Annotated in this window: 17 protein-coding genes; 7 read left to right on the top strand and 10 right to left on the bottom strand. The window is 70.6% G+C overall.

All coding sequences use genetic code 11. The features are described from left to right. From ABT116_RS30115 to ABT116_RS30075, 9 genes are all read right to left on the bottom strand, one after another. On the bottom strand, nt 1-690 hold a 690-nt coding region (locus ABT116_RS30115; protein WP_351640350.1), incomplete at its 3' end, for an amino acid permease. Next, nucleotides 687-1,376, bottom strand: a complete 690-nt coding sequence (locus ABT116_RS30110; protein WP_351640349.1) for a FadR/GntR family transcriptional regulator — start codon at nt 1,374-1,376, stop codon at nt 687-689. The genes ABT116_RS30115 and ABT116_RS30110, both read right to left, overlap by 4 nt. 175 nt (nt 1,377-1,551) lie before the next feature. Then, a complete protein-coding gene (locus ABT116_RS30105) occupies nt 1,552-2,388 on the bottom strand; it encodes an undecaprenyl-diphosphate phosphatase (RefSeq protein ID WP_351640347.1) in 837 nt (278 codons plus the stop codon). Between the two features lie 81 nt (nt 2,389-2,469). Next, on the bottom strand, nt 2,470-2,817 hold the full coding sequence (crcB, locus tag ABT116_RS30100; RefSeq protein ID WP_351640345.1) for a fluoride efflux transporter CrcB: 348 nt from the start codon (nt 2,815-2,817) through the stop codon (nt 2,470-2,472). Beyond that, nucleotides 2,814-3,287 carry a fluoride efflux transporter CrcB gene (gene crcB / locus ABT116_RS30095; RefSeq protein ID WP_351640344.1) on the bottom strand — a complete coding sequence of 158 codons (474 nt, stop codon included), beginning with the start codon at nt 3,285-3,287 and terminating at the stop codon, nt 2,814-2,816. Before crcB (ABT116_RS30095) ends, crcB (ABT116_RS30100) begins: the two co-directional genes overlap by 4 nt. Nucleotides 3,288-3,488: 201 nt before the next feature. Then, nucleotides 3,489-4,448, bottom strand: coding sequence for an SMP-30/gluconolactonase/LRE family protein (locus ABT116_RS30090; RefSeq protein WP_351640343.1), 960 nt, complete (start codon nt 4,446-4,448; stop codon nt 3,489-3,491). Nucleotides 4,449-4,497: 49 nt separating this feature from the next. Then, the gene (locus ABT116_RS30085; protein ID WP_351640341.1) at nt 4,498-4,755 is read right to left on the bottom strand and encodes an ArsR/SmtB family transcription factor; all 258 of its coding nucleotides are present in this window, start codon (nt 4,753-4,755) and stop codon (nt 4,498-4,500) included. A 183-nt stretch (nt 4,756-4,938) separates the two neighbouring features. Beyond that, nucleotides 4,939-6,498: a glycoside hydrolase family 53 protein gene (locus tag ABT116_RS30080; protein WP_351640339.1), complete on the bottom strand. Its 1,560-nt coding sequence runs from the start codon at nt 6,496-6,498 to the stop codon at nt 4,939-4,941. Nucleotides 6,499-6,615: 117 nt separating this feature from the next. After that, on the bottom strand, nt 6,616-8,637 hold the full coding sequence (locus tag ABT116_RS30075) for a beta-galactosidase (protein ID WP_351640338.1): 2,022 nt from the start codon (nt 8,635-8,637) through the stop codon (nt 6,616-6,618). 185 nt (nt 8,638-8,822) lie between these two features. On the opposite strand from ABT116_RS30075, the gene ABT116_RS30070 reads away from it, so the two are divergent. From ABT116_RS30070 to ABT116_RS30045, 6 genes are all read left to right on the top strand, one after another. Further along, complete coding sequence (locus ABT116_RS30070; protein ID WP_351640337.1) at nt 8,823-10,142, top strand: ABC transporter substrate-binding protein; 1,320 nt, start codon at nt 8,823-8,825, stop codon at nt 10,140-10,142. Continuing rightward, nucleotides 10,139-11,116, top strand: coding sequence for a carbohydrate ABC transporter permease (locus ABT116_RS30065; protein ID WP_351640336.1), 978 nt, complete (start codon nt 10,139-10,141; stop codon nt 11,114-11,116). The genes ABT116_RS30070 and ABT116_RS30065 overlap by 4 nt, the downstream gene beginning before the upstream one ends. Next, nucleotides 11,113-12,024, top strand: coding sequence for a carbohydrate ABC transporter permease (locus ABT116_RS30060; RefSeq protein WP_351640335.1), 912 nt, complete (start codon nt 11,113-11,115; stop codon nt 12,022-12,024). The genes ABT116_RS30065 and ABT116_RS30060 overlap by 4 nt, the downstream gene beginning before the upstream one ends. After that, the gene (locus tag ABT116_RS30055) at nt 12,021-13,052 is read left to right on the top strand and encodes a LacI family DNA-binding transcriptional regulator (protein WP_351640334.1); all 1,032 of its coding nucleotides are present in this window, start codon (nt 12,021-12,023) and stop codon (nt 13,050-13,052) included. The genes ABT116_RS30060 and ABT116_RS30055 overlap by 4 nt, the downstream gene beginning before the upstream one ends. A gap of 61 nt (nt 13,053-13,113) precedes the next feature. After that, nucleotides 13,114-13,503, top strand: a complete 390-nt coding sequence (locus tag ABT116_RS30050) for a MarR family winged helix-turn-helix transcriptional regulator (protein ID WP_351640333.1) — start codon at nt 13,114-13,116, stop codon at nt 13,501-13,503. A gap of 99 nt (nt 13,504-13,602) precedes the next feature. Continuing rightward, nucleotides 13,603-13,755: a hypothetical protein gene (locus ABT116_RS30045; protein WP_351640332.1), complete on the top strand. Its 153-nt coding sequence runs from the start codon at nt 13,603-13,605 to the stop codon at nt 13,753-13,755. Nucleotides 13,756-13,790: 35 nt separating this feature from the next. On the opposite strand, the gene ABT116_RS30040 is transcribed toward ABT116_RS30045, so the two are convergent. After that, the gene (locus ABT116_RS30040) at nt 13,791-14,189 is read right to left on the bottom strand and encodes an SseB family protein (protein WP_053672692.1); all 399 of its coding nucleotides are present in this window, start codon (nt 14,187-14,189) and stop codon (nt 13,791-13,793) included. 278 nt (nt 14,190-14,467) lie between these two features. Between ABT116_RS30040 and ABT116_RS30035 the strand changes: the two genes are divergently transcribed. Next, nucleotides 14,468-15,483, top strand: a 1,016-nt coding sequence (locus ABT116_RS30035; protein ID WP_502983959.1) for an MFS transporter, incomplete at its 3' end; no start/stop codon positions are given.

The raw sequence follows: 15,483 nt of genomic DNA, 5'->3' as shown, positions 1-15,483 counted from the left end.
GGCGAAGACGACGCCCTGGATGATCAGCAGCATGGGCAGCAGGCCGTGCGGGAAGACGCCGCCGGTGTCGCCTATGAGGGACGGGCCGGGGGTGTGGCCGTCGACGGGGTGCTGGGTGACCAGCAGGAAGATGCCGATGCACATGAAGACGACGAGCGCGCCGACCTTGACGATGGCGAACCAGAACTCCAGCTCGCCGAAGATCTTCACCGAGATCAGGTTCACGGTGAGCACCACGGCCAGCGCGATCAGCGCGATGACCCACTGCGGGATGTCGGAGAACATGCCCCAGTAATGGGTGTAGGTGGCGACGGCGGTGATGTCGGCGATGCCGGTGGTCGCCCAGTTGAGGAAGTACATCCAGCCGGCGGTGTAAGCGCCCTTCTCCCCCATGAACTCGCGGGCGTAGGAGACGAAGGCGCCGGAGGAGGGCCGGTACAGCACGAGTTCGCCGAGGGCGCGCACGACGAGGAAGGCGAAGAGGCCGCAGACCGCGTAGGCGATGAAGAGCGACGGGCCGGCGTCGGCGAGGCGGCCGCCGGCGCCGAGAAAGAGGCCGGTGCCGATGGCTCCGCCGATGGCGATCATGTTGACGTGCCGGGACTTCAGGGACTTGCTGTAGCCCGCGTCTCCGGCATCGACATGGATGGAACGTTTCTGCACATCGTCGTGCAGGGACTGCTCGCTCACGCCTCGGTTCCGCCTTCCATGGGGGTTTCCGTGGGGGTGTCCGTGCGCGAGGAGCGCACGATGTCGGTGAGGGTGGTCTCGACGCGGTCGAGATGGTGGGCCATGGCCTCCACCGCGTCGGTCTCGGAACCGTCGGTCAGCGCCTCGACGATCGCCCGGTGCTCGCGGTTGGACTGCTCGCGGCGGCCGCCCAGCTCGTTGAGGAAGGCGGACTGGCGGGCCAGCGCGTCCCGGATCTCCTCGATGACCCGGCGGAAGACCGGGTTCTGCGCGGCCTCGGCCACGGCGAGGTGGAACAGCGTGTCCATGGCGACCCACGCGGTGGTGTCCGTCTCCCGCTCCATCCGGTCCAGGAGGTGGGCCAGGTGGTCGAGGTTCTCCGGGGTGCGGCGCCGGGCCGCGTACCCGGCGACCGGGATCTCGACGTGGCGTCGCACCTCCAGCAGGTCGCTGGCCGCGTAGTCGCCGAAGGTGGGGTCCTCGACGGTACTGGCGACGACGAAGGTGCCCTTGCCGGTCCGGGACACGGTCAGGCCCATGGTCTGCAGCGCCCGCAGCGCCTCGCGCAGCACGGGCCGGGAGACCTCGAGGGTGCGGCACAGCTCCGCCTCGGAGGGGAGCTTGTCGCCGATGGCGTACTCGCCCCGCTCGATGGCGCCGCGCAGGTACGCGAGCACCGCTTCCATGGCACTGACGCGACGCACAGGCTGTCCGGCTGTCCGGCTGTCTGACAGGTTCACGGGAGAGATACTCCGGCCGACGGGAGGCGGCTGTCAAGGGGCGTCCCAAAGGGGCACGGGGAACCGCGCGACGAGCCGCGATGGCGCCGCAGACAGCCGACGGCGCCTCCCGGCCGAACACTCAACCGTGCAGAACACCCGCCCCGAGCAGCCCGAACAGCAGCACACCCACCACGACCCGGTAGATCACGAACGCGTTGAACGAGTGCTTGGCGACGAACTTCAGCAGCCAGGCGATGGAGGCGTACGCCACGACGAACGACACGACCGTGCCGACGGCCAGCGGCGCCGCGCCCACCCCCGTGCCCAGGGCGTCCTTGAGCTCGTAGAGGCCGGCGCCGGTCAGCGCGGGGATGCCGAGGAAGAAGGAGAGGCGGGTGGCGGCGACACGGTCCAGATCGAGGATCAGCGCGGTGGACATGGTGGCGCCGGAGCGGGAGAAGCCGGGGAAGAGCAGGGCGAGGATCTGGGAGCTGCCGACCAGCATCGCGTCCTTGAAGGAGGTGTCGTCCTCGCCGCGCTTGTGCCGTCCCATCTGGTCCGCCGCCCACATCACGCCACTGCCGACGATCAGGGAGCCGGCGACCACCCACAGCGAGGCGAGGGGGCCCTCGATGAGCGGCTTGGCGGCGAGTCCGACGGCGACGATCGGGACGGTCGCGCAGATGACCCACCAGGCGAACTTGTAGTCGTGGTGGTACCTCTCCTCGCGGTCGCGCAAGCCCCGCCCCCAGGCGGAGACGATGCGCACGATGTCCTTGAAGAAGTACACGAGCACCGCGGCGATCGCGCCGACCTGGATGACGGCCGAGAACCCGACCACGGCGTCGTCGTCGACGGGGATGCCCATCAGTCCCTCGACGATCTTCAGATGGCCGGTGGAGGAGACGGGCAGGAACTCGGTCACCCCCTCGACGGCTCCGAGGACGACGGCCTGACCGACGCTGATGACGCTCATGGGATCCAGTTCTGCTCGGGGGCGGGAGCGGAGGGGACCGTCTTACTACACCCGGACGAGAGCGGATCTCATGGACGCGTCTCACATACGCGCCAGTGCCGCCCCCGCGAAGGCCGCGGCAAGGCCGACCGCCACGCTGCCCGCGACGTTGAGGGCGGCTTGGAGACGTGCCCCGCTCTCCGCCAGCCGCAGCGTCTCGTAGGAGAACGTCGAGTACGTCGTCAGCGCCCCGCACAGGCCGGTGCCGAGCAGGAGTTGCAGCTGTGCGGTGGCGCCGGTGAGCAGACCGAGGATCAGGCAGCCGCTGACGTTCACCGTGAAGGTGCCCCAGGGGAAGACCGAATCGTGCCGCGCCTGGACCGCCCGGTCGGTGAGGTAGCGCAGCGGGGCGCCCACCATCGCGCCGCCGACGACCAACAGCAAGTTCACGACGATTTCTTACCCTTCGTGTCCGATGTGCCCAGGATCCGGCGGGTCGCACAGGCCGCGAGCCACACGGCTGTGAGCGCTGCGAACGGAGTCGCGGCGAGGTAGGCCAGACCGGTGCCGGCATGGCCGCCGTCGAGGAGTTTCCGCATGTCGACGGCGTACGTCGAGAAGGTGGTGAAGCCGCCGAGGACGCCGGTGCCGAAGAAGGGGCGCACGAGGGGGTGTGGGGGCCGGATCTCGGTGATGACCACCATGAACGCGCCGATCACGGCGCAGCCGGCGATGTTGACCCAGAGGGTCGTCCAGGGGAAGCCGCCCGGGGGCGTGGGCCACCAGAGTGAGGTCGCGTACCGGGCGGCAGCGCCCACTGCTCCGCCGAGCGACACGACCGCGACGACGGGCGCCTGGGCACGCCGGGAGGACGGACGGGGGGTGGTCGCCGGGACGCGGAGGCTCTCGGGGGCTGTCATGGGGTGGTACGTCTCCTACTCGCCGGGGCCCGGGGTCGTACGGGCTCGTGCCGTCGCAAGTAGGGACCGTTGGCGGCGTCGCTGCCGCGGTTCGGGTACGGCGGGCCCCACCGCCGCGCCGCGAGAGGGTCGCGGCCGGGGTTCAGGTTAACCCCGGGAGCGCCGCGCGGTCACTCCGGAGCCAGGCGAGGGTGGCTCGCGTCACTTCGGGGCGGGCGGCTCGCAGATCGCCACGCCCCGTTCCCAGATGCTGCCGAGAACCAGGTGCCCGCCCGCTTCGCAGACGCTGGTGGGCATGCGGTAGCCGGAGTGGCGGCGGCTGAGGTGATGGACGACGCGGCCCTCGTCGTCGAAGGCCTGGAGGGCGATCGTGCCGGTGGGCCGGAACGGGGCGCGTACGGCGATGCGCGCGGCGGCGGCCCGGACGCCGGGCGCGCTGCGGTGGAGCAGGTCGAGGGGCGGGACGCGGGGCCCGGCGAGCGCGACCCAGATCGGTCCGTCGGGCGCGCCGCGCCAGAGGTTGTCGGGCATGCCCGGGAGGTTCTCGGCGAACGGTTCGCTCCGCCCGGCCTTCGGCCCGGTGAGCCAGTGGCGCAGGAGCCGGCAGGCGCCGGTCTCGGCGACGACGAGGAACGACTCGTCCGCGCCGACGGCGACCCCGTTGGCGAACTGCAGGCCGTCCAGCACCACCTCGGGCGCGTCAGCGCCGGGGGCGAGCCGCAGCAGCCGTCCCGTCCCGGTGTGTTCGACGATGTCACCGATCCAGTGCTCCAGGGGGTACCGGCGGCTGGAGACGGTGAAGTAGACGCTGCCGTCGGAGAGGGACACGACGTTGCTGCAGAACCGCAGCCGCTCTCCCGCCACCGAGTCGGCGAGGATCCGGACCGTGCCGTCGCCGGTGCCGACGCGCAGCAGTCCGCGTTCGGCGTCGCACACCAACAGATCGCCGTCGGGGAGGAGTTCCAGCCCGAGCGGCCCGCCACCGGTCTCGGCGAGCACCTCGACTCGGGTCGCGACCGGGTCGGCGAGGGCGTCGAGCCGCAGGATGCGGCCGTCCGCGACGCCGGTGAGGACGCGGCCGCGCGGGTCGGCGACCACGTCCTCGGGGCCGGGGCCCACCGCGATGTAGTGGCGGGGGACGAGTGCCGTGGAACGGTCCATTGCGCGCGTGTCCTTCGTCATCGGGGGCGATACCGCGGTACCGGGTCGCCTACCAGCCCTTCTCAAACATCCGGGCGACCTCGGCGATCCGCATGTCGTCGCGGTGGTAGCGCACACGGCCCGCGGACCTGCTGGTGCGCAGCATGCCGGTGGCTTCCAGCAGCCGGAGATGGGTGACGGCGACCTGGCGCGGTATCGAGAACCGCTCGGCGACGGCGTCCGCGGTGACACCGTCCGCCGCGGGCCCGGGCTCCTTCAGCCAGGCCAGGATGCGCAGCCGCGTCTCGTCCGTGGGAGTCCTCAGCATGTCGTGCCCCTGCCTCGCGGCTTCGCCCTCTCACCGAGCCTTCCCACTGTCTCGCAGTCGACGCCGCCCTGTCCGGCACTCGGCATCGTTGACCCATACCGAACTGCCGCGTCCCAGAGCGGAGTTCGCAGAGGCACGTGAAGGGAGGGAGGGATCCGGAAGACGGGCCCCTCCCCCGTGGTCTCAGCGGTGCCGGAACCAGGACATCGACGAGAGCGCCCGGTCGTCGTATCCGAACAGCGCCTGGTTCTCCCAGGCGTTGCCGGAGGCCGCGTCGGTGGGGTCCCAGCCGTTGCCGCCCACCGCGGTCCAGGTCGCCTCCCAGTAGAAGAGGCCCAGGCCGCGGCCGTTCGGGACCGCCTCCACGATGCTCGTCATGTCGTTCATCCACCGCGTCTGACCGGCCACGCTCGCCGGGTAGCCGGAGACCAGCTCGCCCGCGGTGTCGATGATGTTCTCGTGGGCGTCCTCGCTGTCCAGACGGAACGGGTAGGCGGTCTCGGCGACGAAGACCGGCTTGCCGTAGCGGGCGGCCGCGTCGTCGAGGGTGGTCTGGAAGTCGGCCAGGGTGCCGTGCCAGTAGCCGTAGAAGGACAGGCCGATCGCGTCGAACTTCACGCCGTGGGAGCGCGCGCTGTCGAACCACCAGCGGGTGCCCTCCAGGTCACCGCCCTCGGCGAGGTGCAGGGCGACGGTGGTGGACGAGTTGACGGCCTTGACGGCGTCGTAGCCGGAGTTGAGCAGCCCGGCCAGCTGCGTCCAGTTCGAGGTGGATCCCTCGTTCCACAGCATGCCGCCGTTGATCTCGTTGCCCACCTGGACCATGTCGGCGGTGGTGCCCTGCGCCTTCAACGCGTTCAGCACGTCGTACGTGTGGTGGTACACGTCCGTCTTCAGCTGACCGTAGGAGTGCCCGGCCCAGGCGGCGGGCTTGTCCTGGCGTCCCGGGTCGGCCCAGAAGTCCGAGTAGTGGAAGTCGACCAGCAGCTTCATGCCCTGCGCCTTGACGCGCTTGGCCGTGGCCAGGACGCGGGCCTTGTTGTTGTAGCCGTCGGCCGGGTTCACCCAGACCTTGAGGCGGGCGTAGTTCATGCCGTTGGACCTGAGGATGGCCAGGGGGTCGCCGGCGGCGCCCGAACCGTTCCGGTACACACCGCCCTTGGCCTCGCTCTTGGCCAGCGAGGAGACGTCGGCCCCCTTGATCGGCGTACCGGACGTGCCGGGGGTGAAGGTCAGGTCGTCGACGTTGATCCAGTTGCCGGCGTTCGCGTCGCTGTTGACGCTGATCGTGCACTGGTTGCCGGTCACCTTGACCGGCACGACGATCCGGATCCACCCGCCGGCCGAGACCGGCAGGTCGGTGCGCTGCTCGGTACCGCCGCAGTTCCTCAGCGCCAGGTACGCGGACTTCTGCCCGCCGCCGGAGCGCACCCAGGCGGTGAGCTTGTAGTTCCCGTCGGTGAGTCCGGACAGGTACTGGTACGTCTCGACTTTGTAGGCCGTCGAGGACCAGTGGGTGAGGCGGTGACTGCCGCCGTGGCCGCCGGACTCGGTGAACGAGGCGCCGGTGTCGCCGTACTCGGACCAGCCGCTCGGGGTCGCGGTGCCCGCGCCGTCGGCTTCGAAGTCGCCGTTGGTCGGTGCGCTCGCGGCGTGGGCCGAAGTGGCGGGCAGGGCGGTGAGGGCGAGGCCCGCGGTGAGCGGGAGCAGCAGGGCCCTGAGGGTGCGTCTGGGATGGAACATCGTCGTCCGTCGTCCCTTCGACGTGGGGGTTGGGGGGCGGGAGTGCCTGGCTCGCGCAGGAGCACGTGTGGTCCCTCCGCCCGCGGCTCGTGGCTCGCGCGGGCGGAGGGAGTCGGTTCAGCCGTCGAGCCGGACGACCCGGACGGCTCCGGCCGGGACCGCCAGGCGGCCGGCGGCGCGTTCTCCGGTCAGCAGTTCGGTGCCGGGGACCTCCAGCGGCACCTTGGTGTCCGAGCCGGTGTGGTTGAGGGCGAACAGGTAGGTGCCCGACGCGCCGGTGCGGCGGACGACTTCGACGTCCCGGGGCAGGTCGCCGCGCGGGGCGAGCCGCGCGTCCTCGCCCGCCATGCCGAGCAGCGCGTCGAGGCCGTCGGCGCCGAGCCGGGTGGAGACGTACCAGGCGGTGCCCTCGCCGAGGCGGTGCCGGGTGACGGCGGGCAGACCGGCGGTGAGGCCGTCGGCATAGGTCAGGACGGTCTCGGCGCCGCGGGGCACCACGAACTCCGTCCACACGTCGGCGGCCAGTTCGCTCCCGTCGGGGCCTGTGACGCGCACCCGTTCGCCGGGCAGCAGCGGGGAGAACTCCTCGACGGTGAGACCGAGGACGTCCCGCAGCGGACCCGGGTAGGCACCCTCATGGACGGCGTCGTGCTCGTCGACGATGCCGGAGAAGTACGAAACGACGAGCGTGCCGCCGCTCTCGACGTACGCCGTGAGGTTGCGCCCCGCGGCCTCCGTCATCAGGTACAGGGCCGGTACGACGACAAGGGGATACCTCGACAAGTCGGCTTCCGGGTGGGCGAAGTCGACGGTGAGGTGACGGTCGTAGAGGGCTTCGTAGAAGGCGTCGGCGCGCTCGCGGGCCTCGTGGTCGACGCTGGGGCGCCAGTCCAGGTTCTGCGCCCACCAGGATTGCCAGTCCCACAGCACGGCCACGTCGGCCTCGGTGCGGGTGCCGCGTATCTCGCTCAACGCCTCGACGGAGGCCCCGAGTTCGACGACCTCGCGCCATACGCGGGTGTCGGTGCCGCCGTGCGGGACCATCGCCGAGTGGAACTTCTCGGCGCCGCGCCGGGACTGGCGCCACTGGAAGAACAGGGCACCCTCGGAGCCGCGCGCCACATGGGCGAGGGAGTTGCGGGCCATCTGGCCGGGGGCCTTGGCGGGGTTGCGGGGCTGCCAGTTGACGCCCGAGGTGGAGTGCTCCAGCAGCAGCCAGGGGGCGCCGCCCGCGACGGAGCGGGTGAGGTCGGCGGCCATCGCGAGGTTGACGTGGGTGCGGCGTCCGTCGGTGATCAGGTAATGGTCGTTGGTGACAAGGTCGACCTCACGGCCCCAGGCCCAGTAGTCGACCGAGTCGCACTGGCTCAGCGCCGTCATGAAGTTGGTGGTGACCGGGACGCCCGGCGAGAGGCGGTGCAGGATGTCCCGCTCCGCCACGAAGTTCTCGCGCATGGTGGCGTCGGCGAACCGCTTGTAGTCGAGCGCCTGGCCGGGGTTGACGGCCGCGGGGGTGAGCCGGGGCGGTTCGATGTCCTCGAAGCCGCCGTAGCGCTGGCCCCAGAAGGCCGTGCCCCAGGCCTCGTTGACGGCCTCCACGGTGCCGTACGTGGTGGCCAGCCAGCGGCGGAAGTGGGCGGCGCAGGACTCGCAGTAGCAGGCCGAGACGGGGACGCCGTACTCGTTGTGGACGTGCCACATCGCGAGCGCCGGGTGGTCGCCGTAGCGCTCGGCGAGCTGCTCCGTGATGGAGGCCGCCGCCGCGCGGTAGTCGGCGTTGCTGTGGCAGATGGCCGCGCGGGAGCCGAACCCGTAGCGCACGCCCTCGGCGGTCACGGGCAGCGCTTCGGGATGGGCCCGGTAGAACCAGACGGGCGGTACGACGGTGGGGGTGCCGAGGTCGACGCGGATGCCGTGCTCGTGCAGCAGGTCCAGGAGCCGGTCCAGCCAGCCGAAGTCGTAACGGCCGGGTGAGGGCTCCAGCAGCGCCCAGGAGAAGATCCCGACGCTCACCAGGGTGACGCCGGCCTCCCGCATCAGCCGGACGTCCTCCTGCCAGACGCTCTCCGGCCACTGCTCGGGGTTGTAGTCCCCACCGAAGGCGAGCCTGGTGAGGCCCCTGGGGGTGGTCTCCGGCATGGAAGGTCTCCCGGTCGGTCGATCGATTGGGAACGTGCACACACAGCGAACGCGCTGCGCAGCCCAACATAACCGCACAGCAACAACCATTGACAAGTGTCCGGGATGTTTCTCTACTGTGAACGCTCACAGAAGCATGGCAGGTCCTCGCAGCAGGCGAGGACCCCAGGTCAGGGGAGAGATCCATGCCGTACACGAAGCGCCGCCGCCTCGTGAGAACCGCCGTCGCCGTCGCCGTCGGCGCCACCACCCTCGCCGCCTGCGGCACGGAGTCCGCGGACAGCGGGACCGAGTCGGGGCCGGCGTCGCTGACGTACTGGACCTGGACGCCCGGCATGGACAAGGTCGTCGACCTGTGGAACAAGGGGCCGGGCAAGAAGGACCGGATCACCGTCACGGTGAAGAAGCAGGCCTCCGGTGACACGCTCGTCACCAAGATCCTCACCGCGCACAAGGCGGGCAAGGCCCCCGACCTCGTACAGGCGGAGTACCAGGCGCTGCCCACGCTGGTCAGCAACGACGCGCTCGCCGACATATCGGAGAACGTGGGCGAGGTGAAGGACGAGTTCGCCGACGGTGTCTGGCAGCAGACGACGCTCGGCACGGACGCGGTCTACGCGGTCCCGCAGGACATCGGACCGATGATGTTCTACTACCGCGAGGACCTCTTCAAGCAGTACGGCCTCACGGTGCCGACGACCTGGGACGAGTTCGCGGAGACCGCCCGCAAGCTGAAGAAGGCGGCACCCGGCAAGGACCTGACCACCTTCTCCGCCAACGACTCCGGTCTTTTCGCGGGCCTCGCCCAGCAGGCCGGTGCCAAGTGGTGGACCACCTCCGGCGACCAGTGGAAGGTCTCCATCGACGACGCGGCGACGCAGAAGGTCGCGAAGTTCTGGGGCGGCCTGGTCGAGGAGGGCGCCATCGACAACCAGCCGATGTACACCCCGGCCTGGAACAAGGCGCTCAACACCGGCAAGCAGATCGCCTGGGTCAGTGCCGTGTGGGCGCCGGGCACGCTGACGACGGCCGCACCCGACACCAAGGGCAAGTGGGCCATGGCCCCGCTCCCCCAGTGGTCCACGAGCGACAACCGCACCGGCAGCTGGGGCGGCTCCTCCACCGCCGTCACCACCGACTCCGAGCACCGGGGCGCCGCCGCGAAGTTCGCCGCATGGCTGAACACCGACAGAGGGGCACTGAACGCGCTGGCGAAGGAGAGCGGCATCTACCCGGCCGCCACCAGCGCCCAGACCAGCGGCGCGTTCCTCGAGCCGCCGGCGTACTTCTCGAACCAGGCCGACTTCTACTCCAAGGCCGCCGACATCGCGGAGACCACCGCACCGTCCGCCTGGGGCCCGAACGTGAACGTCGCCTACACCACCTTCAAGGACGCCTTCGGCGCCGCCGCGAAGAACAAGTCCGACTTCGGCGCCGCTCTGAAGAAGATGCAGGACGACACCGTCGCCGACATGAAGAAGCAGGGCTTCGGGGTCGCTCGGTGAAAAGCACGGCACGTCGGCAGGCGTACGGGGTGAAGGGGGCCCCGTACGCCCACCCGTCTCCCACCACCACCCTCAGACGAGCGCGAAGCGCCCCCTATCTTTTCCTCCTCCCCGCGACGGTCCTGTTCGCGTTGTTCTTCGCCCTGCCCATCGGCTACGCGCTCTGGCTCAGTTTCCGCAAGGTGCAGGTGTCCGGCCTGGGCCTCGGCTCCGGCGCCCGCGAGGAGGTCTGGGCCGGCCTGGAGAACTACACCGACGCCCTCTCCGACAGCGAGCTTCTCAACGGCACCCTGCGCGTGCTCGGCTACGGGTGCATCGTCGTGCCCGTCATGCTCGGCCTGGCCCTGCTGTTCGCGCTGATGCTCGACGCGGAGAAGGTGCGGCTCGCGCCCGTCACCCGGCTCGCGATCTTTCTGCCGTACGCCATCCCCGGTGTGGTGGCCGCCCTGCTGTGGGGCTTCCTCTACCTGCCGGACGTCAGTCCCTTCTACTTCGTGCTCGACAAGCTCGGGATGCCGCAGCCGGACCTGCTGGACGGCGGGCCGCTGTATCTGGCCCTGTCGAACATCGCCGTGTGGGGCGGCACCGGCTTCAACATGATCGTCATCTACACCTCGCTCCAGGCGATCCCCGCGGAGGTGTACGAGGCGGCGAAGCTGGACGGCGCCACCCCGCTGCAGATCGCACTGCGGATCAAGATCCCGATGGTGGCGCCCTCGCTGGTGCTGACCTTCTTCTTCTCGATCATCGCGACGATCCAGGTCTTCAACGAGCCGACCACCCTCAAGCCGCTCACCAACTCCGTTTCCACCACGTGGAGTCCGCTGATGAAGGTGTACCGGGACGCCTTCGGAGAGGGAGACATCCACGGGGCCGCGGCGCAGGCCGTGATCATCGCCTTCGCCACGCTCCTCCTCTCCTTCGGCTTCCTGCGTGCCGCGAACCGTCGTCAGAAGCAGGAGACCGCCCGATGAGCTCCCTCGCCGTTCCCCAGGCCGAGCCGAGGGCGGGCAGCAGGCCCGGCGCCGCCCAGGACCGCCGCCCGCCGCTGCGCCGCCGGACGGCCCTGATCCCCACGGTCACCCTGCTGCTGGGTGCGCTCTACTGCCTGCTCCCGGTCGCCTGGGTGGTCATCGCGGCCACCAAGTCCGGGCGTGAGCTGTTCTCGACGTTCACCTTCCTGCCGGGCACGGGCTTCGCCGCCAACGTCCGCGACCTGAGCGCCTACCGTGACGGCGTCTACTGGCAGTGGATGGGCAACTCCGCGCTGTACGCCGGCCTCGGGGCCCTGCTGTCGACGTGCGTGTCGGCCTGCAGCGGCTACGCGCTCGCGATCTACCGTTTCCGCGGCCGCGAGACGATCTTCAACGTGCTGCTCGCGGGTGTGCTGATGCCGCCGGTGATCCTGGCCATCCCTCAGTACCTGCTGCTGGCGAAGGCCGACCTCACCGACTCGTACCTGTCCGTCCTGCTGCCGCAGGTCCTCTTCCCGTACGGCGTCTACCTCGCGCGGATCTACGCCGCCGCCGCGGTGCCCGCCGACGTGGTCGAGGCGGGGCGGATGGACGGGGCGAGCGAGTGGCGGATCTTCACGCGGATCGCGCTGCCTATGATGATCCCCGGAATGGTGACGGTGTTCCTGTTCCAGTTCGTGGCGATCTGGAACAACTTCCTGCTCCCGTACATCATGCTCAGCGACGACGAGAGGTTCCCGATCACACTCGGTCTCTTCACGTTGCTGGAGCAGGGCGCGAACACCCCGGCGCTGTACACCCTGGTGATCACGGGTGCGTTCCTCGCGGTGCTCCCGCTGGTCGCCCTCTTCCTGGTCATCCAGCGGTTCTGGAGTCTGGATCTGCTCTCCGGAGCCGTAAAGTCATGATTATGAACGCTGCGGGAGGCAGGCGCAGGCCGCCCACGATCCACGACGTGGCGCGCGAGGCGGGGGTCTCACGCGGCACCGTCTCGCGCGTCCTCAACGGCGGCCACTACGTCAGTCCGGCCGCCCAGGACGCGGTCAACGCGGCCATCCGCAAGACGGGTTACGTCGTCAACCGGCACGCCCGCTCCCTGATCACCGGGCGGTCCGACTCGATCGGCTTCCTGCTCACCGAGCCGCAGGAGCGGTTCTTCGAGGACCCCAACTTCAACGTCCTGCTGCGCGGCTGCACCCAGGCGCTCGCGGCGCACGACGTTCCGCTGCTGCTGATGCTGGCGGGCACCGAGGACGAACGGCGGCGCATCACGCGGTACATCACCGCCGGGCACGTCGACGGGGTGCTGCTGGTCTCCAGCCATTCCGGCGACCCCGTGGCGGAGCGGTTGCGCGAGGCCGGCGTGCCGCTGGTCGCGTGCGGGAAGCCGATCGGGCTGGCCTCCAAGGTGAGTTACGTGGCAGCGGACGACCGCGACGGGGCCCGCGACATGGTGCGCCACCTGCTGTCGCTGGGGCGGCGCAGGGTGGGCACGGTGACCGGGCCGCTGGACACACCCGGCGGTGTCGAGCGCCTCGCCGGGTACAAGGAGGTGCTGGCGGAGGCGGGTTCGGAGTTCGACGAGCGACTGGTCGTCTCCGGCGACTACAGCAGAGCGAGCGGCGAGGCGGGCGCCGAGCGGCTGCTGGCACAGGCCCCGGACATCGACGCGATGTTCGTGGCCTCCGACCTCATGGCGCAGGGGGCGCTCACGGCACTGCGGCGGGCCGGTCGGCGGGTGCCGCAGGACGTGGCCCTCGGCGGCTTCGACGATTCGCCGGCCGCCGTGGCCTCCAGTCCCGGGCTGACGACCATCCGGCAGCCCTGGGACCGCATCAGCAACGAGATGGTGCGGGTGCTGCTCGCGCAGATCGGGGGCGAGGATCCGGCGGCGGTGATCCTGCCGACGGAGCTGGTGAAACGGGAGTCCGCGTAGGGGGTCTCGGAGGTGATCCATGCACGGTCATTGATCCCTGCACCGGTGTTACCGTTCCCCTATGGCGGCGAGAACGGCTGGTGGACAGCTCGAGGAACAGTGGCGGGACATCCTGTCCGCTCACGCGCGCACGATGTGCGAGATCGACCGGGCGCTGCATCCGCACGGTCTCGGCGCGTCCGACTTCGAGGTCCTGGACATGCTCGCGACCGCGGCGCCCGAGGAGGGCGAGCAGTGCCGGGTGCAGAACCTCGTGGGGCGGGTCCATCTCAGCCAGAGCGCGCTGTCCCGGCTGATCGCCCGGCTGGAGAAGGACGGCCTGGTGACGCGGTCCGTGTGCGCGGAGGACCGGCGGGGCGTGTGGGTCGCCCTGACCTCCAAGGGCCGCGACCTGCACGCCGAGGTGCTGCCGCTGCAGCGGGCCGCGCTGGCCCGGACGCTGGGCGGATAGGTCCCGGACGTCACACCCCAGCCGGAGTGGCCCCCGTTGCTGGTGGTGCAGTGCGACGGTGAGGCGGCGGTATTCGCCCGGCTGCTTAAGCCCCTGGCGATGACGTGGAGCGGACGGATGAGCCGGCTCGGGCGGAGGCGTCGGCGGCGGCGCGCCGGCCGGCTGGGGCCGGCGGCCCACGCGGTGCAGCGGCGGATCAAGGAGGCTCTCGACCCGCGGGGCGCACTGGCCCCGGCAGGCAAGGCGCTCTGACCTGCCGTGCCGCGTGGGCGCCGACGCGAGGGCTGTTAACGGACCAGCAGGGTGCGGACTCCCTCCGAGGTCAGTGTCAGCCGGTGCTCGGAGCTGCCGTCGATGGTAAGCGACAGGTCGTCGGCCGGCCACTGGGCGGCGAGGGCGCCGAGCGGCACCATGCGGTAGCGGGAGACGAACGGCAGCAGTCCGGCCATCTCCACCTCGGAGGTGAACACGGGCACCACCGGTTCGCCGCCCGGCTGCTCCAGCACGGGCAGCGCCACCGCCGAGGGGTTGGTGGCGTCGGCGTCGGCCGCGTCGTCGGGCACGGGGATGAGCACGTCGCTGTTGGCGAGCGCGTCCAGAGCCGCCGCGTCCTCGGTGTTCTCGGCGAGGACGTCCAGTGCCCGCTGGGCGGGCGTGGGCGTGGGGTCGTTTGCGGGTGTCTCCATGGCACATTCCCTGGTAGCGGCGGTCTGCGGCCTGCCCGGGGCAAGATCCGCCCCGGGTACGGTCCTGCTCGCGTACCCGAACGGGAACGGGGCAATCCTGGTGGATCTTCAGGGTTGGTGGGCGCGCGGGGGAGATCTTGTGGTGGAGCCTCGGCGATGCGGGACCTGCCGGGGATGTTGACGGGCCTGATGTTACCGGTAACATCAGGCGTCTGATCCAGACGTACGCGACTGTGCCCTCCGCCCACCCACTCGGTGGCCCGTCTCCCGGAGTCCGCGTGATCGAAGAGCGCGTTGCCCGTCCCTCCCCCGCACCGCCCGGCCCGCTCTTCAGCAGGACCGCCGTCCTGGCCTCATGTGCCGGCTTCGTGCTCATCGGGGCGTTGCAGGCGCTGTACGGGCCGGCGATCCCTGCTCTGCGTGCGGAGTTCGGGCTGTCGCCGTCCGCCGCGGGGCTCGGGCTCAGTGCGCACTTCGTCGGTGGTGTCGCCGGAGTGCTGCTGTTCGACCGGCTCTACGGGCGGGTCGGAAACCGGCGGGTCCTCGGCAGTTCGTATCTGCTGATGGCCGTCGGTGCGGCCGGTTTCGCGCTGGCGCCCGACTGGCCGACCGCGCTGGCGGCGGCCCTGCTCGCCGGGTTGGGCTTCGGCGGCATCGACTACGGCCTCAACCAGCTGTTCGCGGTGGGCTTCGGCCACCGCTCGACCGCGATGCTGAACATCCTCAACGCGCACTTCGGCATCGGTGCCATCCTCGGGCCCGCCGTGATCGGCGCGGTCGGCTCCGAGCACTACCCGGCCGTCTTCCTCGTCTTCGCCCTCGCCAATCTGCCGTTGCTGCTGTGCCTGAGGGGCGTGCGGAACCAGGTACCCGCCGCGGCCGGGGAACGGGCCGGCGGCACAGCCGTTCTCGGCCGGAGCCTCGGTTCCGTGCTCGCCGTCTTCGTCGTCCTCTACGTGCTGCACGTCGGCATCGAGGCCGGTGTCGGCGGCTGGGAGCCCACACATCTGGAGACCGTCGGCTACGGCGCGGGTGTCGCCGCCACCGCCACCTCCGTGTACTGGCTCATGATGACCGTCGGCCGCTTCCTGGTCGCCCCGCTCGCGCTGCGCTTCTCCGCCCAGGCCATCATCACCGTCTCCTGCGCGGGCATGACGGTGTGTCTGCTGGCCGCGGCCGTCCCGGCTCTCGCGCCCTACGCGTACGCCGGTGTCGGTCTGTTCATCGCGCCGATCTTCCCCACCGGGCTGCCGTGGCTGTGTTTGCCAGTCTATGGCAGCCCCGTGCTGTCAGG

Source organism: Streptomyces sp. NPDC002130 (genome assembly GCF_040296465.1).
GTDB lineage: Bacteria > Actinomycetota > Actinomycetes > Streptomycetales > Streptomycetaceae > Streptomyces.
The sequence above is the reverse complement of the archived record's forward strand: the minus strand, read 5'-3'. Positions and strand labels throughout refer to the sequence as shown.